The sequence below is a fragment of the Microcella alkalica genome (assembly GCF_014137945.1).
Taxonomy (GTDB): Bacteria; Actinomycetota; Actinomycetes; order Actinomycetales; family Microbacteriaceae; genus Microcella; species Microcella alkalica.
In genome coordinates, this window is record NZ_JACGWX010000007.1 from 23,999 (window position 1) to 40,119 (window position 16,121).

14 protein-coding genes are annotated in these 16,121 nt (G+C 69.9%); 8 read left to right on the plus strand and 6 right to left on the minus strand.

The genetic code is table 11. The annotated features are described in order from the left end of the window. Positions 1-30: 30 nt before the first annotated feature. Both rpoC and rpoB read right to left on the minus strand, forming a co-directional pair. Positions 31-3,879, minus strand: coding sequence for a DNA-directed RNA polymerase subunit beta' (rpoC, locus tag FHX53_RS11840; protein WP_182491566.1), 3,849 nt, complete (start codon positions 3,877-3,879; stop codon positions 31-33). 51 nt (positions 3,880-3,930) lie between these two features. Beyond that, positions 3,931-7,425: a DNA-directed RNA polymerase subunit beta gene (gene rpoB, locus FHX53_RS11845; protein WP_182491567.1), complete on the minus strand. Its 3,495-nt coding sequence runs from the start codon at positions 7,423-7,425 to the stop codon at positions 3,931-3,933. A gap of 292 nt (positions 7,426-7,717) precedes the next feature. On the opposite strand from rpoB, the gene FHX53_RS11850 reads away from it, so the two are divergent. Further along, positions 7,718-8,578, plus strand: coding sequence for a spermidine synthase (locus FHX53_RS11850; RefSeq protein ID WP_182491568.1), 861 nt, complete (start codon positions 7,718-7,720; stop codon positions 8,576-8,578). A 24-nt stretch (positions 8,579-8,602) separates the two neighbouring features. Here FHX53_RS11850 and FHX53_RS11855 read toward each other — a convergent pair whose 3' ends face one another. Then, positions 8,603-9,010, minus strand: coding sequence for a truncated hemoglobin (locus FHX53_RS11855; RefSeq protein ID WP_182491569.1), 408 nt, complete (start codon positions 9,008-9,010; stop codon positions 8,603-8,605). Positions 9,011-9,181: 171 nt separating this feature from the next. Between FHX53_RS11855 and FHX53_RS11860 the strand changes: the two genes are divergently transcribed. Next, positions 9,182-9,637, plus strand: a complete 456-nt coding sequence (locus FHX53_RS11860; protein ID WP_182491570.1) for a SprT-like domain-containing protein — start codon at positions 9,182-9,184, stop codon at positions 9,635-9,637. A 25-nt stretch (positions 9,638-9,662) separates the two neighbouring features. Here the strand turns inward: FHX53_RS11860 and FHX53_RS11865 are convergent, their stop codons facing one another. Further along, positions 9,663-9,965 carry a DUF427 domain-containing protein gene (locus FHX53_RS11865; protein ID WP_182491571.1) on the minus strand — a complete coding sequence of 101 codons (303 nt, stop codon included), beginning with the start codon at positions 9,963-9,965 and terminating at the stop codon, positions 9,663-9,665. Positions 9,966-10,016: 51 nt separating this feature from the next. Next, the gene (locus FHX53_RS11870; RefSeq protein WP_182491572.1) at positions 10,017-10,595 is read right to left on the minus strand and encodes a hypothetical protein; all 579 of its coding nucleotides are present in this window, start codon (positions 10,593-10,595) and stop codon (positions 10,017-10,019) included. A gap of 35 nt (positions 10,596-10,630) precedes the next feature. Between FHX53_RS11870 and FHX53_RS11875 the strand changes: the two genes are divergently transcribed. The 5 genes from FHX53_RS11875 to FHX53_RS11895 all read left to right on the plus strand — a co-directional run bounded on the left by FHX53_RS11875 (position 10,631) and on the right by FHX53_RS11895 (position 14,824). Continuing rightward, on the plus strand, positions 10,631-11,131 hold the full coding sequence (locus FHX53_RS11875) for a hypothetical protein (protein WP_182491573.1): 501 nt from the start codon (positions 10,631-10,633) through the stop codon (positions 11,129-11,131). Then, positions 11,128-11,781, plus strand: coding sequence for a DUF1684 domain-containing protein (locus tag FHX53_RS11880; RefSeq protein ID WP_343050995.1), 654 nt, complete (start codon positions 11,128-11,130; stop codon positions 11,779-11,781). Before FHX53_RS11875 ends, FHX53_RS11880 begins: the two co-directional genes overlap by 4 nt. A 286-nt stretch (positions 11,782-12,067) precedes the next feature. Beyond that, entirely contained in the window at positions 12,068-13,675 is a 1,608-nt protein-coding gene (locus FHX53_RS11885) for a DEAD/DEAH box helicase (RefSeq protein ID WP_182491574.1), read from the plus strand. 179 nt (positions 13,676-13,854) lie between these two features. Then, positions 13,855-14,166 (plus strand): GNAT family N-acetyltransferase, encoded by a 312-nt coding sequence (locus FHX53_RS11890; RefSeq protein WP_182491575.1) that lies wholly within the window; start codon positions 13,855-13,857, stop codon positions 14,164-14,166. A gap of 139 nt (positions 14,167-14,305) precedes the next feature. Further along, positions 14,306-14,824, plus strand: a complete 519-nt coding sequence (locus tag FHX53_RS11895) for a GNAT family N-acetyltransferase (RefSeq protein ID WP_182491576.1) — start codon at positions 14,306-14,308, stop codon at positions 14,822-14,824. 25 nt (positions 14,825-14,849) lie between these two features. Here the strand turns inward: FHX53_RS11895 and FHX53_RS11900 are convergent, their stop codons facing one another. Further along, positions 14,850-15,392 (minus strand): NUDIX hydrolase family protein, encoded by a 543-nt coding sequence (locus tag FHX53_RS11900; protein WP_182491577.1) that lies wholly within the window; start codon positions 15,390-15,392, stop codon positions 14,850-14,852. 52 nt (positions 15,393-15,444) lie between these two features. Here FHX53_RS11900 and FHX53_RS11905 point away from each other — a divergent pair, with 52 nt between their 5' ends. Continuing rightward, positions 15,445-16,092 carry an alpha/beta hydrolase gene (locus FHX53_RS11905; RefSeq protein ID WP_182491578.1) on the plus strand — a complete coding sequence of 216 codons (648 nt, stop codon included), beginning with the start codon at positions 15,445-15,447 and terminating at the stop codon, positions 16,090-16,092. The last annotated feature ends 29 nt before the right edge of the window (positions 16,093-16,121 follow it).

Below are 16,121 nucleotides of genomic sequence, written 5' to 3' on the forward strand. Positions count from 1 at the left end.
GGAAGGGGCCCTCGTGCGGTGCGATGCGATCTAGTTGTAGGTGCCCGGAGTGAAGTCGTCGCTCGAGAACGAGTCGAAGTCGACGAACGACAGGTCGGCCTCGCTGAACGACGAGTCATCGGCGAAGATGCGGTTGGGGTATCGCTCGGCCTTCGCCTCCTCCGTCGCCTCGACCGAGACGTTCCGGTACGCGGGCAGCCCTGTGCCGGCCGGGATCAGCTTTCCGATGATCACGTTCTCCTTGAGCCCGAGCAGCGGGTCGCTCTTGCCCTCCATGGCGGCCTGCGTGAGAACGCGGGTCGTCTCCTGGAAGGACGCGGCCGACAGCCAGGACTCGGTCGCGAGCGAGGCCTTGGTGATTCCCATGACCTCCTGGCGGGCCGAGGCCGTCTTCTTGCCCTCGGAGAGCGCAGCGCGGTTGATGTCGTTGTACTTCGAGCGGTCGACGAGCTCCCCGGGGAGCAGGTCGGTCTCGCCGTGGTCGACGACGGTCACCTTGCGGAGCATCTGACGGACGATGACCTCGATGTGCTTGTCGTGGATCGGCACGCCCTGCGAGCGGTATACGCCCTGGACGCCTTCGACGAGGTGCTGCTGCACGGCGCGCACGCCCTTGACCCGCAGGACCTCCTTCGGGTCCACGGGACCCTCGAAGATCTGCTGGCCGAGCTCGACGTGCTGGCCGTCCTCGACGAGAAGCTGCGAGCGCTTCGAGACGACGTACACGACCTCCTCGTCCCCGTTGTCGGGGGTGAGGATGACGCGGCGCTGCTTCTCCGCGTCCTCCACGACGATTCGGCCGGCGCTCTCGGCGATGGGGCTCGCGCTCTTCGGGGTGCGGGCCTCGAAGAGCTCGGTCACGCGGGGCAGACCCTGCGTGATGTCGTCGGCCGAGGCCGAACCGCCGGTGTGGAAGGTGCGCATCGTGAGCTGCGTGCCGGGCTCGCCGATCGACTGGGCCGCGATGATGCCGACGGCCTCGCCGAGGTCGACGCGCGTTCCGGTCGCGAGCGAGCGGCCGTAGCAGGCGGCGCAGACGCCGACCGCCGACTCGCACGTCAGGACCGAGCGGACCTTGATCGTGCTGACGCCGGCCGCGACGAGCTCGTTGATGAGCACGTCGCCGACATCGGAGCCGGCCGCCGCGACGACCTCGCCCGAGGCGCTCACGGCGTCGGCCGCCAGAGTGCGCGCGAACACGAGGTTCTCGACGTTCTCGTCGCGGACCCACGTGCCGTCGACCTCGTGGGCTATCGGGAACTCGAGGCCCTTGGTCGTGCCGCAGTCGTCCTCGCGGATGATGACGTCCTGGGCGACGTCGACGAGTCGACGCGTCAGGTAGCCGGAGTCGGCCGTGCGGAGGGCGGTGTCGGCGAGACCCTTTCGGGCACCGTGCGTGGCGATGAAGTACTCGGCCACCGACAGGCCCTCGCGGTACGAGTTGATGATCGGGCGGGCGATGATCTCACCGCGCGGATTCGAGACGAGGCCTCGCATACCGGCGATGTTTCCGACCTGCAGCCAGTTGCCGCGGGCGCCGGAGGTGACCATGCGGTTGATCGTGTTGTCGGTCGGGAAGTTCGACCGCATCTCGTCGTTGACCGCCTTGGTGCCCTCGCTCCAGAGCGCGACGAGCTCGCGGCGACGCTCGTCGTCGGTGATCAGGCCCTTCTCGAACTGCACCTGGATCTTCGCCGCCTTCTTCTCGTACTCGGCGACGATCTCCTTCTTCTTCGGAGGCGTGATGACGTCGCTCAGCGCGACGGTCACTCCCGAGCGGGTCGCCCAGTAGAAGCCGGCGTCCTTCACCTTGTCGAGGGTCGCCGCGACGACGACCTTCGGGTAGCGCTCGGCGAGGTCGTTCACGAGCTGCGAGATGGCGCCCTTGTCGGCGACCTTCTCCATGAACGGGTAGTCCTCGGGCAGGAGCTCGTTGAAGAGCGCACGACCGAGCGTGGTCTCCTTGAGCTCGCGGCCGCCCTCGAACTTCTCGCCGTAGAGGCGGATGCGCACGGTCGCGTTGAGGTGCAGCGAGTGCTGGTCCATCGCCATGATCGCCTCGGAGACCGACGAGAACGCGCGGCCCTCGCCCTCGGCGCCCTCGCGAACGGTCGTGAGGTGGTGGAGACCGATGATCATGTCCTGCGTGGGAACCGTCACCGGGCGGCCGTCGGACGGCTTGAGGATGTTGTTCGACGCGAGCATGAGAATGCGGGCCTCGGCCTGCGCCTCGACCGACAGCGGCAGGTGGACGGCCATCTGGTCGCCGTCGAAGTCCGCGTTGAACGCGGCGCAGACGAGCGGGTGCAGCTGGATCGCCTTGCCCTCCACGAGCTGGGGCTCGAAGGCCTGGATGCCGAGACGGTGCAGGGTGGGCGCGCGGTTCAGCAGGACGGGGCGCTCGCGGATGATCTCCTCGAGGACGTCCCACACCTGCGGGCGCGAGCGCTCGACCATGCGCTTGGCGCTCTTGATGTTCTGGGCGTGGCCCAGGTCGATCAGGCGCTTGATGACGAACGGCTTGAACAGCTCGAGAGCCATCAGCTTGGGCAGACCGCACTGGTGCAGCTTGAGCTGCGGGCCGACCACGATGACCGAGCGGCCCGAGTAGTCGACGCGCTTGCCCAGCAGGTTCTGACGGAAGCGGCCCTGCTTGCCCTTGAGCATGTCGCTCAACGACTTCAAGGCGCGGTTGCCGGTGCCCGTGACGGGACGACCGCGGCGACCGTTGTCGAACAGCGCGTCCACGGCCTCCTGGAGCATGCGCTTCTCGTTGTTAACGATGATCTCGGGTGCCCCGAGGTCGAGAAGGCGGCGCAGGCGGTTGTTGCGGTTGATCACGCGGCGGTACAGGTCGTTCAGGTCGCTCGTCGCGAAGCGGCCGCCGTCGAGCTGCACCATCGGGCGCAGCTCCGGCGGGATCACGGGAACGACGTCGAGGACCATGGCCGCGGGCGAGTTGCCCGTCTGCAGGAACGAGTTGACGACCTTGAGACGCTTGATGGCGCGGATCTTCTTCTGGCCCTTGCCGCCCGCGATCTGCTCGTGGAGCAGCTCGCTCTCGGCGGCGAGGTTGAAGGCCTCGAGGCGCTTCTTGATCGCCTCGGCGCCCATGTGCGCCTCGAAGTACAGCCCGTAGCGGTCCTGGAGCTCCTGGAAGACCGAGTCCTCCGGCTTCAGGTCGCCGACCTTGAGGGTGCGGAAGTCCTCCCACACGCGCTCGAGCTGCGCGATCTGCTCGTCGAACGACTTGCGGACCTGCGACATCTCCTTCTCACCGGCGTCCTTGACCTTGCGCTTCTGGTCGGCCTTGGCGCCCTCGGCCTCGAGCTCGGCGAGCTCGCCCTCGAGGCGCTGGAGGCGCTCGGCGATCATCGAGTCACGCTGGCCCTCGAGGGTCTTGACCTCGAGTCGGAGCTCGTTCTCGAGCCCGGGGAGGTCGGCGTGGCGGCCCTCCTCGTCGACCGAGATGACCATGTACGCGGCGAAGTAGATGACCTTCTCGAGGTCCTTCGGTGCCATGTCGAGCAGGTAGCCGAGTCGGCTGGGCACGCCCTTGAAGTACCAGATGTGCGTGACGGGAGCGGCGAGCTCGATGTGGCCCATGCGCTCACGGCGGACCGAGGACTTCGTGACCTCGACACCGCAGCGCTCGCAGACGATGCCCTTGAAGCGCACGCGCTTGTACTTGCCGCACGAGCACTCCCAGTCGCGCGAGGGGCCGAAGATCTGCTCACCGAACAGACCGTCCTTCTCGGGCTTGAGAGTGCGGTAGTTGATCGTCTCGGGCTTCTTGACCTCGCCGTGCGACCAGCGACGGATGTCGTCAGCGGTCGCGAGGCCGATCCGGAGCTCATCGAAAGTGGTTGCGTCGAGCAATTGATTCTTCTCTTTCGTAAACAGTCGTCAGTGTCTCGGGAGAGACCCGGATCAGATCTCGTCGATCGACGAGGACTCGAAGCGGGAGGAGATGTTGATGCCCAGCTCCTCCGCGGCGCGGAACACCTCGTCATCCGTGTCCTTGAGGCTCACCGCGGTGCCGTCGGCCGAGAGGACCTCGACGTTCAGGCACAGCGACTGCATCTCCTTGATGAGGACCTTGAAGCTCTCGGGGATTCCCGGCTCTTGGATGTTCTCGCCCTTGACGATCGCCTCGTAGACCTTCACGCGGCCGAGGATGTCATCGGACTTGATCGTCAGGAGCTCCTGCAGCGCGTAGGCCGCGCCGTAGGCCTCGAGCGCCCACACCTCCATCTCACCGAAGCGCTGACCGCCGAACTGGGCCTTACCGCCGAGAGGCTGCTGGGTGATCATCGAGTACGGGCCCGTCGAGCGCGCGTGGATCTTGTCGTCGACGAGGTGGTGGAGCTTCAGGATGTACATGTAGCCGACCGAGATCGGGTCGGAGAACGGCTCGCCCGTGCGGCCGTCGAACAGACGCGCCTTCCCGGTCGAGTCGATCAGCCGGACGCCGTCGCGGTTCGGGGTCGTCGAGTCGAGCAGACCGGCGATCTCCTCCTCGCTCGCGCCGTCGAAGACGGGCGTGGCGACCTTCGTGCCCGGAACGGCTTCGCGAGCGACCTCGGGCAGGCGGTTCGACCACTCGGGGGTGCCGTCGACCTTCCAGCCGCGCGACGCAGCCCAGCCCAGGTGGATCTCGAGAACCTGGCCGAAGTTCATGCGGCCGGGGACGCCGAGCGGGTTGAGCACGATGTCGACGGGCGTGCCGTCCTCCAGGAACGGCATGTCCTCCACGGGCAGGATCTTCGAGATGACGCCCTTGTTGCCGTGACGGCCGGCGAGCTTGTCGCCCTCGGAGATCTTGCGCTTCTGGGCGATGTAGACGACCACGCGCTGGTTGACGCCCGAGCCGAGCTCGTCGTCGCCGTCCTGCGCGTCGAACACCTTGACGCCGATGATCGTGCCCTGCTCGCCGTGGGGAACCTTGAGCGAGGTGTCGCGCACCTCGCGCGACTTCTCGTTGAAGATCGCGCGCAGCAGGCGCTCCTCGGCCGAGAGCTCGGTCTCGCCCTTGGGGGTGACCTTGCCGACGAGGATGTCACCGGGGCGGACCTCGGCGCCGATGCGGATGATGCCTCGCTCGTCGAGGTCGGCCAGGAGCTCCGGACTGACGTTCGGCAGATCGCGGGTGATCTCCTCCTTGCCGAGCTTGGTGTCGCGGGCGTCGACCTCGTACTCCTCGATGTGGATCGACGACAGCGTGTCGTCCTTCACGAGGTTCTGACTGAGGATGATCGCGTCCTCGAAGTTGTGGCCCTCCCACGACATGAACGCCACGAGGAGGTTCTTGCCGAGCGCGAGTTCGCCGTTCTCCGTCGCGGGGCCGTCGGCGATGACCTCGCCGGTCTCGACGCGGTCGCCCGCGTTGACGATGACGCGATGGTTGTAGTTCGTGCCCTGGTTCGAGCGGTCGAACTTGCGCAGGAAGTACTGCTGCGTCCCTCCCTCATCGAGCTGGACGGTCACGGCGTCGGCCGAGACCTCGGAGACCACGCCGGGCTTCTCGGCCGTGATGACGTCGCCCGCGTCGATCGCGGCGAAGCCCTCCATGCCCGTGCCGACGAGCGGCGACTCCGAGCGGAGCAGCGGCACCGCCTGGCGCTGCATGTTGGCGCCCATGAGGGCGCGATTCGCGTCGTCGTGCTCGAGGAAGGGGATGAGGGAGGTCGCGACCGACACCATCTGGCGGGGCGAGACATCCATGTAGTCGACCTGGGCGGAGGGAACGAGCTCGACCTCGCCGCCCTTCTTGCGGATGAGCACGCGCTCCTCGGCGAACGAGCCGTCCTTCTTCAGGGGCGCGCCTGCCTGGGCGACGACGAACTCGTCCTCCTCGCTCGCGGTGAGGTAGTCGATGTGCTCGGTGACCTTGCCCTTGACCACGCGGCGGTACGGCGTCTCGATGAAGCCGAACGCGTTGATGCGAGCGAATGAGGCGAGCGACCCGATGAGGCCGATGTTCGGGCCTTCCGGGGTCTCGATGGGGCACATGCGGCCGTAGTGCGAGGGGTGCACGTCGCGCACCTCGACGCCGGCGCGCTCGCGGCTCAGACCACCCGGGCCGAGTGCCGAGAGGCGGCGCTTGTGGGTGAGGCCCGCGAGCGGGTTGTTCTGGTCCATGAACTGCGAGAGCTGCGAGGTGCCGAAGAACTCCTTGATCGCGGCGACGACAGGGCGCACGTTGATCAGCGTCTGCGGGGTGATCGCCTCGATGTCCTGCGTGGTCATGCGCTCACGGACGACGCGCTCCATGCGCGACAGGCCGGTGCGGACCTGGTTCTGGATGAGCTCGCCGACCGCGCGGATTCGACGGTTGCCGAAGTGGTCGATGTCGTCCACGTCGAGACGCAGCTCGACGGGCTTGCCGTCGCGCTGGCCGGGCATGGTCGTGCGGCCCTCGTGCATCGACACCATGTAGCGGATCGTCGCGACGATGTCCTCGACGGTCAGCACCGAGTCGGACAGCGGGGCGTCGACGCCGAGCTTGCGGTTGACCTTGTAGCGGCCGACCTTCGCGAGGTCGTAGCGCTTGGGGTTGAAGTAGAAGTTGTCGAGGAGCGCGCGCGCGGCCTCGGCGGCGACCTGCTCGCCCGGACGGAGCTTGCGGTAGATGTCCTTGAGCGCCTCCTCCTTGGTGAGGACGGCATCCTTCTCGAGGGTCTGCTCGATGGAGTCGAACCCGGCGAAGGCCTCGCGGATCTCCTCGGTCGTCATGCCGAGAGCCTTGAGGAAGACGGTGACCGACTGCTTGCGCTTGCGGTCGATGCGCACGCCGACCTGGTCGCGCTTGTCGATCTCGAACTCGAGCCAGGCGCCGCGGCTGGGGATGATGCGCGCGGTGTAGATGTCCTTGTCCGAGAGCTTCTCGAGCGTGCGCTCGAAGTAGACGCCGGGGCTGCGGACGAGCTGCGACACTACGACGCGCTCGGTGCCGTTGATGATGAACGTTCCGCGCTCGGTCATGAGCGGGAAGTCGCCCATGAAGACCGTCTGCGTCTTGATCTCGCCCGTCATGTGGTTCATGAACTCGGCCTCGACGTAGAGCGGGGCGGCATAGGTCTTGCCGCGCTCCTTGCATTCGTCGATCGAGTACTTCTGCTCTTCGAGATAAGGGTTGGTGAACGAGAGCTGCATCGTCTCGCCGAGGTCCTCGATGGGGCTGATCTCCTCGAAGATCTCCTCGAGGCCACTGCGGCCCGGGACGTCGGTGCGACCGGCTGCCTCCGCTTCGGTGACACGGGCCTTCCACGCGTCGTTGCCGACGAGCCAGTCGAAGCTCTCGGTCTGCAGCGCCAGCAGGTCGGGGACGGTCAGCGTGTCGCTGATCTTGGCGAATGAGAGCCGGGATGCGTTCCGGCCGTTCAGGGGGGACTGGGAATTCTTAGCGGTGCGCGAAGCAGCCAACGAACTAACCTCCGTGGGCGTCGAAGCCCGAATACCGTCGCCGGAGCGACAGATGAACACGGTCGAGTGATCGCGCCAGAAACCCATTGAGGGCCCGTGCTCGGGCCCACCCCGCCGCTATACTCGGGGCACGTCAGCCGACCGCCATTTGACGGCTGAAGTTGTCGGGGAGCGCAAACCTCAATACTAGGCGCGCTCGCACCGCCGTGTCCAGTCGGATTCTTGACCGATAGGGGCTCCTGCGCTATAACCGCGACCGAACCCCGTCGCCCGCTGTGGCACGCTAGCGGTCATGTCCTCCCCCGTCGCCGTCTCACGGCAGCTGTCGAGCGGCATGCGCGCCGTGATCGAGCCGGACAAGTGGTCGCGCGGTAGCTTCACGCTCATCGTCGACGGGACGCCGCAGTCGCACGTCGACCTCGACGACCCGAGCCGGCTGTTCTTCGAGTACGTGCAGCGCATCGGTCGCGTCATCGACGAGTGGGGCGACCCGGGCCAGCCGATGACGGCGCTCCACCTCGGCGCTGGCGCGCTCACCCTCCCGCGCTACATCGAGGCGACGCGCCCCGGCTCGCGGCAGCAGGTGATCGAGCTCGAGGAGGGTCTCGTCGCCTTCGTGCGCGAGCACCTCCCCCTGCCGCGCCGCGCGAGCATCCGGGTCCGGTACGGGGATGCGCGAGCGATGCTCGCCCGCCTGCCCGCCGCGCTGCACGGCGCGGTCGACCTCGTCGTGGTCGACGTCTTCAGCGGGGCACGCATTCCCGCCCACGTCACGAGCCTCGAGTTCTACGAGGAGGTGCGGCGTTTCCTCGCCCCGAACGGCATCCTCGCGGTCAACGTGGCGGATGGACCTGGGCTCGCCTTCGCGCGAGCCCAGGCAGCGACACTGCGCATGGCGTACGGCGACGTCGCCGCGCTGGCCGAGACGGGCATCCTCAAGGGTCGCCGGTTCGGGAACGTCGTGCTCGTCGCCTCGACGAGCGAACTGCCGCTCGACTGGATGCCCCGGCTCATGGCGCGCGGACCGCATCCCGCCACCGTCACGAGCGGCCGCGATCTCGTCAACTGGATCGCGGGAGCCCCCGTCGCGACGGACGCGACCGCGGTGCCGTCGCCCGAGCCGAAGACGGGGCTCTTCTCGCGCCGCGACTGAGCGGCATCGAGGCGGCGCCGCGCCTCAGTCCTGCGTGTGCGGCCCGCCGAAGACGGCGGTGCCGGGAGCGACGGACACGCCCCGACTGACGATATCCGTCCGCAGCCGCGACAGCCGACGGAGCACCGACTGGCGGTCGAGGATCGACAGCTCGGCGGCCTCGAGCGTCTCGCGCATGACGCGGAGGAAGGCGTCGAACTCGCGGTCGCCGAGCCGAAACGGCCCGTGCGCCTCGGGGAGGGTCTTGCCGGTGTACGACTGCGAGCCCCCGAGCAGGGCGGAGAGGAACATCGCGCGGCGGCGGTTGAGCGCCTCCTCGTCGACGTCGCGGAAGTACGGCCCCATGACGGGGTCGGCCTTCACGCGCACGGAGAGCTGCTCGACGAGCGCGGCGACGCCGTCATCGCCGCCGAGTCGGCGGATGAGCGACATGTGACACCTCCTCACGCCGAGCGAGACTGTAGTGGAGCATCTTTCGGCGCGCACCGGTGGAACGGACGTGCGTTAAGCGAACAGTGTTCGCCATGCGAACATCGATCGTCGCGCGGCACGCCGCAGGCCACGACGCGCAGCGGTGTCGACGGCGCCTCGTAGCCTGGTCTCGTGAGCGAGCTCGAGCGGGTGCGGGTGTGGGCGGAGGCCCTGCTGCGCCTGCACCTCGACCCCTCCTGGAGCTTCGCGTTCGACAACGCGACTCGGCGAGCAGGGCTCTGCAACTACACGGACAGGCGCATCACGGTCTCCCGCCATCTCGCGGCCCGCTTCGAGGACGACGAGATCCATCAGATCCTGCTCCACGAGGTCGCTCACGCCCTCGCGGGCCCCGGGACGGGGCACGGTCCGGCCTGGCGCGCGTTGGCCCGAGGGCTCGGCTACGAAGGCGGGCGCACGCACGACGGACCGATCGCGGACGACCGCGCGCGCTGGCGCGGGCGCTGCCCGAACGGGCACGAGTTCGTGCGGTTCAGGAAGCCCGCGAAGCCGCTGTCGTGCGGGCAGTGCGCCCGCGGGTTCAGCACCCGGCACCTCATCGACTGGATCGATCAGCGCGCGGCGTGAGGGTCGCGGGGGGTGAGGAGCTCCGCTACGCGGAGACCTGCACCTCTTTCCAGAAGGCCACGTAGTTCGAGTAGTCGGTGCCGACGCGATCGAACGACGCCGGGTACGGAGTCGGGTAGCTCCACGCGCGGTCCTGCAGCTTCTGGCCGTCGACGACGACGGAGAAGTACTGGCACTCGCCCTTCCACGGGCAGGTGTACGGCGTCGGGCTCTTCTCGAGGAACTCGCTCTTCACGCTCGACGGCGGGAAGTACCAGTTGCCCTCGATCTTGACGAGCTGCTCCTCCGGAGCCTCGGCGATGACGGTGCCGTTGACGTGCGCCTTCATGGGGGTCCTCCCGGTCGGTGGTCTGCAGTGGTCTGCTGACCGAGAGGAACGCTAAGCCTGGTGGCTGAATTCCCGCAGGACGACGAGCTCGCGCTCCTCGAGCCGCGCGCGGGCGGCGGGAAGAGCATCCGCCCCCTGCGTCTCGGCGAGCGCCCGGCCGGCCACCGATGCGGTCAGCATGTGGCCGACGGCGCCGCGGAGGCCCTGGAAGGCCGCGGCCGCGGCGGCCGCCTCGGGGCTCGTCGCGTCGATGCCGACGGCGCCGAGAGCGTCGACCACGGCGCCCGCGAGCAGGACGTCCTCGACGGGGAACCCGTCGGGGCTCTCCAGCGGGGCGCCCGCCGCGACGACGGCGACCATCGTCCGCTCGCCGCGCGCGGCCTGCAGCTCGAGCAGGCGCTGAGCGATCGCGGAGGCCGCGCCGAGGCGGGCGTCGACGACCTCGAGGCGGTGTGGCAGGGCATCCACCGGCACGGGCTCGGTCGCGATCGCGTCGCACCAGACCAGCAGGTGGGCCGAGCCGCCGATGCGGCGAGCGCCGTCGAGCCCGAAGTCGAAGCGGACCTGGTAGCGCTCCTGGGCGGCGGGGTCGGCGGGGTCGATGCTGGGGCGGTCGGGGCGGGCGGTCACAGGTCGATGGTAGCCACGGGGAGCAGACTGGGGGCATGCATGTGACGCTGGATCTCGTTCTCGACTGCGCGCCCGACGCGGCGTGGGAGGCGGTGCACTCGCCGGCCGTGTTCCGGGCGGTGTCGGGCCCGTGGACGAGGGTCGAGTCGCTCGAGCCCGGCGGCTTCCCCGAGCGGTGGCCGGGCGGCGAGCATCGGGTGCGGCTGAAGCTTCTGGGCGTCGTGCCGATGGGCGTGCAGGTGATCCGGCTGAGTGACGAGTCGCTGGTGCTCTCCGACGGCTCGACCGAGCGCATCGTGCACGACGCGGGCGGGTCCGTCTCCGGGCCGATGCGCGTCGTCCGCTCGTGGCACCACCGCATGGCGATCTCGACCGCGCCGGCTGGGCGGACGCTCTTCCGCGACCGGCTCGACGTCGGCGCGGGCATCCTCACCCCCGTCGTCATGGTCGGCTTCTGGGTCTTCTGGCAGCTGCGTGCGCGGCAGCTCACGCGGCTCGCGCCCGGCTGGCGCAAGAAGTTCGCGAGCCGTCCGTGAGCGCCGGCACCCTCACCGCCGCCGATGTCGCCCTCGACACGGTGAGCTGGCGGCGCGCGGTCTTCCGTCTCTACGAGAAGGTGCGCCGCGCGACCGACCTCGAGGCGGCGCACGACCTGTGGCGCCGCGAGCGCGATCGCCTCTTCCTCGAGCATCCCGCCTCGCCCCTGGTGCCCGCCGACCGCGAGCGCTTCACCGGGCTGCGCGTGAAGCCTTACGACCGCACGTGGCGGTTCAAGTGCGTGATAGCGGATGCCCCTCCCGCGTCGCTCGACGTGCCGACCGGCACCGACGGGGTCGTGCCGTTCGAGCGCATCGGGCGCGTCGACGTGCCCGGGGTCGGCCCGCTCGACGTGTGGCGGCTGCGGTCGTACGGAGGCGGACTGTTCGTTCCCGTGAAAGACGCGCTGTCGCGCGCCGAGGGCGGCACCTACGGTGGGGGGCGCTACCTGCTCGACACCGTCAAGGGCGCCGACCTCGGGCCGGGGCTCTCGCGGGGTTCGCTCGTGGTCGACTTCAACTTCGCGTACAACCCCTCGTGCGCGTACGACTCCGCCTGGGCGTGCCCGCTCGCGCCGCCCGGCAACACCGTCGACGCGGAGATCCCGGTCGGCGAGCGCTACGGCGATGGGCGGGCGGTGCTCGCGTGAGCCGGCTCGGGCGCTTTGGCCGAGGCGCCGGGAGCCCGACCTGCTACGGTTGATGCATAGGCACGGCCACTGAAGGTCAGCCTGCGTCGTAGAACGCTTCCTCATCCCGCACCTCGCGCACCGACTCGCGCACCGCGGTTCGATACTTTCTCACGGCGAACGATGTCGGCCACTGCCGCCGTCGCCACTTCGATTCCCGCCCGCGCGCTCTTGTGGCGTGCGCACCGCATCCTGACCGCTCGGTCGCGGATGCCGGGGGTCGCGCATGCTCGAAAGGCACCACCCCATGACCGAAACAACCTTCAGCGCGCTCGGCGTGCCGTACCCCCTCGTCGAGGTTCTCGCGGGGCAGGGCAAGACCGAGGCGTTCCCGATCCAGGTCGACACCCTGCCCGACACTCTCGGAGGGCGCGACGTGCTCGGCCGCGGCAAGACGGGCTCGGGCAAGACTCTGGCCTTCTCGATCCCGATGATCGCGCGCCTCGGCACGCGTCTCGCCGGCGGTCCGCGCCGCCCGGGCCGCCCGCTCGGAATGGTCCTCGCCCCGACGCGCGAGCTCGCGACGCAGATCAACGCCGTGCTCGAGCCGCTCGCGAAGGCCTACGGCCTCACCACGACCACGATCTTCGGCGGCGTCTCGCAGAGCCGTCAGGTCAGCGCGCTGCGCGCCGGCGTCGACATCATCGTCGCCTGCCCCGGCCGCCTCGAGGACCTCATGCAGCAGAAGTTCGTCTCGCTCGACGCGGTCGAGATCACCGTGCTCGACGAGGCCGATCACATGGCCGACCTCGGCTTCCTGCCCGGCGTGACCCGCATCATGAAGGCGACGCCGTCCGACGGCCAGCGCCTCCTCTTCAGCGCGACGCTCGACAACGGCGTGGACAAGCTCGTCAAGCAGTTCCTGCACACCCCGGCGACGCACTCGGTGGACGAGGCGAACTCGCCCGTCGCCGCCATGACCCACCACGTCTTCGAGGTGTCGGGCGTGGACGAGAAGAAGCGTCTCGTGTCGGCGCTCGCCTCGGGAAGCGGCCGCCGCATCCTCTTCATGCGCACCAAGCACCAGGCCAAGAAGCTCGCGAAGTCGCTGACGGCCGAGGGCATCCCTGCCGTCGACCTGCACGGCAACCTGTCGCAGCCGGCCCGTGATCGCAACCTCGCCGCATTCGGCGACGGCAGCGTGCGCGTGCTCGTCGCGACCGACGTCGCCGCCCGCGGCGTGCACGTCGACGACATCGAGCTCGTCATCCACGTCGACCCGCCCATGGAGCACAAGGCGTACCTGCACCGCTCGGGTCGCACCGCTCGCGCCGGGGCCGAGGGCGACGTCGTCACCCTCGTCCTCCCCGAGCAGCGTCGCGACACGGCCGCGCTCCTGAAGAAGGCCGCGATCTCGGTCCAGCCGCAGCAGGTCACCTCGGGCTCGGATGCCGTGACGCGCCTCATCGGCGACGTCGCGCCCCGCGTCGCCTCCGACGCGCTCCCGGCCGTGCTGCGTCCGCCCGTCCAGGGCGGGGGCCGCTCGCAGGGCGCCAACGCGCAGCGCAAGCGCTCGACGCGCGAGGGCTCGGGAGCGGGCCGCTCGGAGTCCGGCCGCTCGGGCTCGAGCTCGGGTGCCGGCCGTCGTGGCGGTCGCCCCACCGCCGCAGGCTCGACGGCCTCCGGCGCCGCGTCGACCGGTGGGGGCGCTCGCGTCCGCACCGATCGCCCGCGCACCGATGCCGCCCCGCACCGCTCCGACGCCGTGCGTCATACCGACGCTCCCGCCGCGCCGCGCACCCGCCAGGGCTCGCGGCGCGCGTCGGCCCCGAGCGGCGGCGGCACCGGCGGCGGGATCCGCGTCGGCCAGGTCGTCCGCTCGAACAGCTCGGGCGGGCAGCGCCGGGGTCGCTGACTCGCACTCGCATCGCTTGTGCGCGCCCGCCTGCCCGCAAGGGGGGCGGGCGCGTTCGCGTTCCCGACCCTGCCCGACCCGCGACGACGTGCGTTCGGGCGGAGCACGTGCGAGCGTCCGCACGTTGTGAGCCGGATCGCACGTGCACGCTCGGCCGCCATGGCGGGGAGCACCTGCACATGGCGTGCTGGCGCGAGGCGCACGGCGGGCTGCTGAGCGCCGAGTTCTTCGAGGGCGCGACGCCCGAGTCGAGTGCCGCGCGCTGGGCCGTGACGATCCCGCGCCTCGCAGACGACGGAGGCACACTCCTGCTCGCCGAGGAGGACGGCGAGCTCGTCGGGTTCGCCTGCTCGAGTCCGAGTCGCGGCGAGGCGCCCCCGCGCCCGCGCCCGCTCGAGCTGTACGCGATCTACGTGCGAGCATCCGCCTACGGATCGGGGCTCGGGCAGCGCCTCTCAACGACCACCCGCTCCTCTCCCCTCCGTTGTTGAGGAGTGTCGAGAACCGATTGCATCACTCCTCAACAACGGAAGGACGCGGAACCGAGACGCGGGGGCTGAGCGAGCGACGTGCCGCGTACCGCGGGCGCGTTGGGGCGGGCGGGCCGCGCGAGGCTTCTAGGCTCGCGGGGTGCCCGAGTTCCGCATCCGCCCCGCGACGCTCGCCGACGCCCCCGCGCTCGGCCGCGTGCACCGGGCGTGCTGGCTCGAGACCTACGTGGGCGTCCTGAGCGAGCGCTTCCTCGCCGCGGCGAGCACCGCATCCCTCACCGAGGAATGGGCGAGGATGCTCGCCGCGGGCTCAGCCGACGCCACCGTTCCCGGCTCGATCATCATCGTCGCCGAGCTCGACGACCCGGCGGGTGAGGGCGAGCTCCTCGGCTTCGCGCGCAGCGCCCCGAGCGACGACCCCGAGGCTCCACGCCCGACGAAGCTCGATTCGCTGTACGCGCGCGCGAGCACGCACGGCTCCGGGCTCGGCCCCCGCCTGCTCGATATCGTGCTCGGCGACCGACCCGCCTACGCGTGGATCGTCACCGCGAACGAGCGAGCGCGACGCTTCTACGAGAAGCAGGGCTTCGCGCTCGACGGCCTCGGGCATCCGTACGGTCCCTGGGACGACGCGCACTGCTCGCGCATGGTGCGCTGAGAACGCGACCCCGCTGCGTCACGACCTACGGCAGCGCGCCCACGGACGCGAGCGCGGCCCGCAGCAGCACGCCGCGCCCGCCCTCCATCTCCGCCGAGACGCGCTCCGACGCGGCCTCCTCCGGCGTGAGCCAGGTGAGATCGAGGGCGTCCTGCCGCGGGTCGCACGTCCCCGTCACGGGCACGACGTAGGCGAGCGCGACCGCATGCTGGCGGTCGTCGCTGAAGCGCGAGACCCCCGGCAGCGGGAAGTACTCGGCGACGTGGAACGGGTTCGGCGAGACGGGCAGCTGCGGGAACGCCATCGGCCCGAGATCCTTCTCGAGGTGGCGGAAGAGCGCATCGCGCAGGGTCTCGCCGTACATGACGCGGCCCGAGACGAGCGTGCGGGTCATCGATCCGGACGTGTTTACGCGCAGCAGCACACCCACCTCGGTCACCTGACCCATGCCGTCCACGCGCACCGGAACGGCCTCCACGTACAGCAGCGGCAGCCGGCGCCGGATCTGCTCGAGCTCGTCGTCCGACAGCCAGCCGGGATTCGGGTCGGGCGTGCGCGTGTTGGCCATGCCTCATTCTTACCCCAGGCGGGCGATGAGGCCCGTGGTGTTGACTCGATGCATGACCGGGATGCAGCTGATCGACGACTCCGCGATCATGTGGTCGGCCCCCGAGCACGAGCGCGCCGAGCGCCCGCTGCTCGTGCTCATGCACGGCTACGGCTCGCACGAGGGCGACCTGTTCGGCCTCTCGCAGTACCTGCCGCTGCAGCCCGTCATCGCGAGCCTGCGCGGCCCGCTGCGGTCGGGGCTCGGGTACGCCTGGTACGACATCGCCGACGACCGCGGCCCGCAGGCCGACGCCGCCGCGCGCGGCATCCTGCACTGGCTCGACCGGCAGCCCGCGACGAGCGTCGGCCTGCTCGGCTTCAGCCAGGGCGGGTCGATGGCGATCCAGCTGCTGCGGCACGCGCCCGAGCGCTTCGACTTCGCGGTGAGCCTCGCCGGCTTCGTGGTGCCGGGCCCCGCCCCCGCCGACGACCGGATGCTCGACCAGAAGCCGCCCGTCTTCTGGGGCCGCGGCACCCTAGACCAGGTCATCGCGCCCGCCCTCATCGAGCACACCCACGACTGGCTGCCGCGCCACGCGACCGTCACCGACCGCATCTACGAGGGCCTCGGCCACGCGGTGAGCGAGGCCGAGCTCACCGACGTGCTCGGCTTCCTGCGCCCGTTCTACGCGGCGCCCTCCGACCCGACCGCGGGCTGAGGGACGGCAGGGGATGCTGTCGGCCGTCG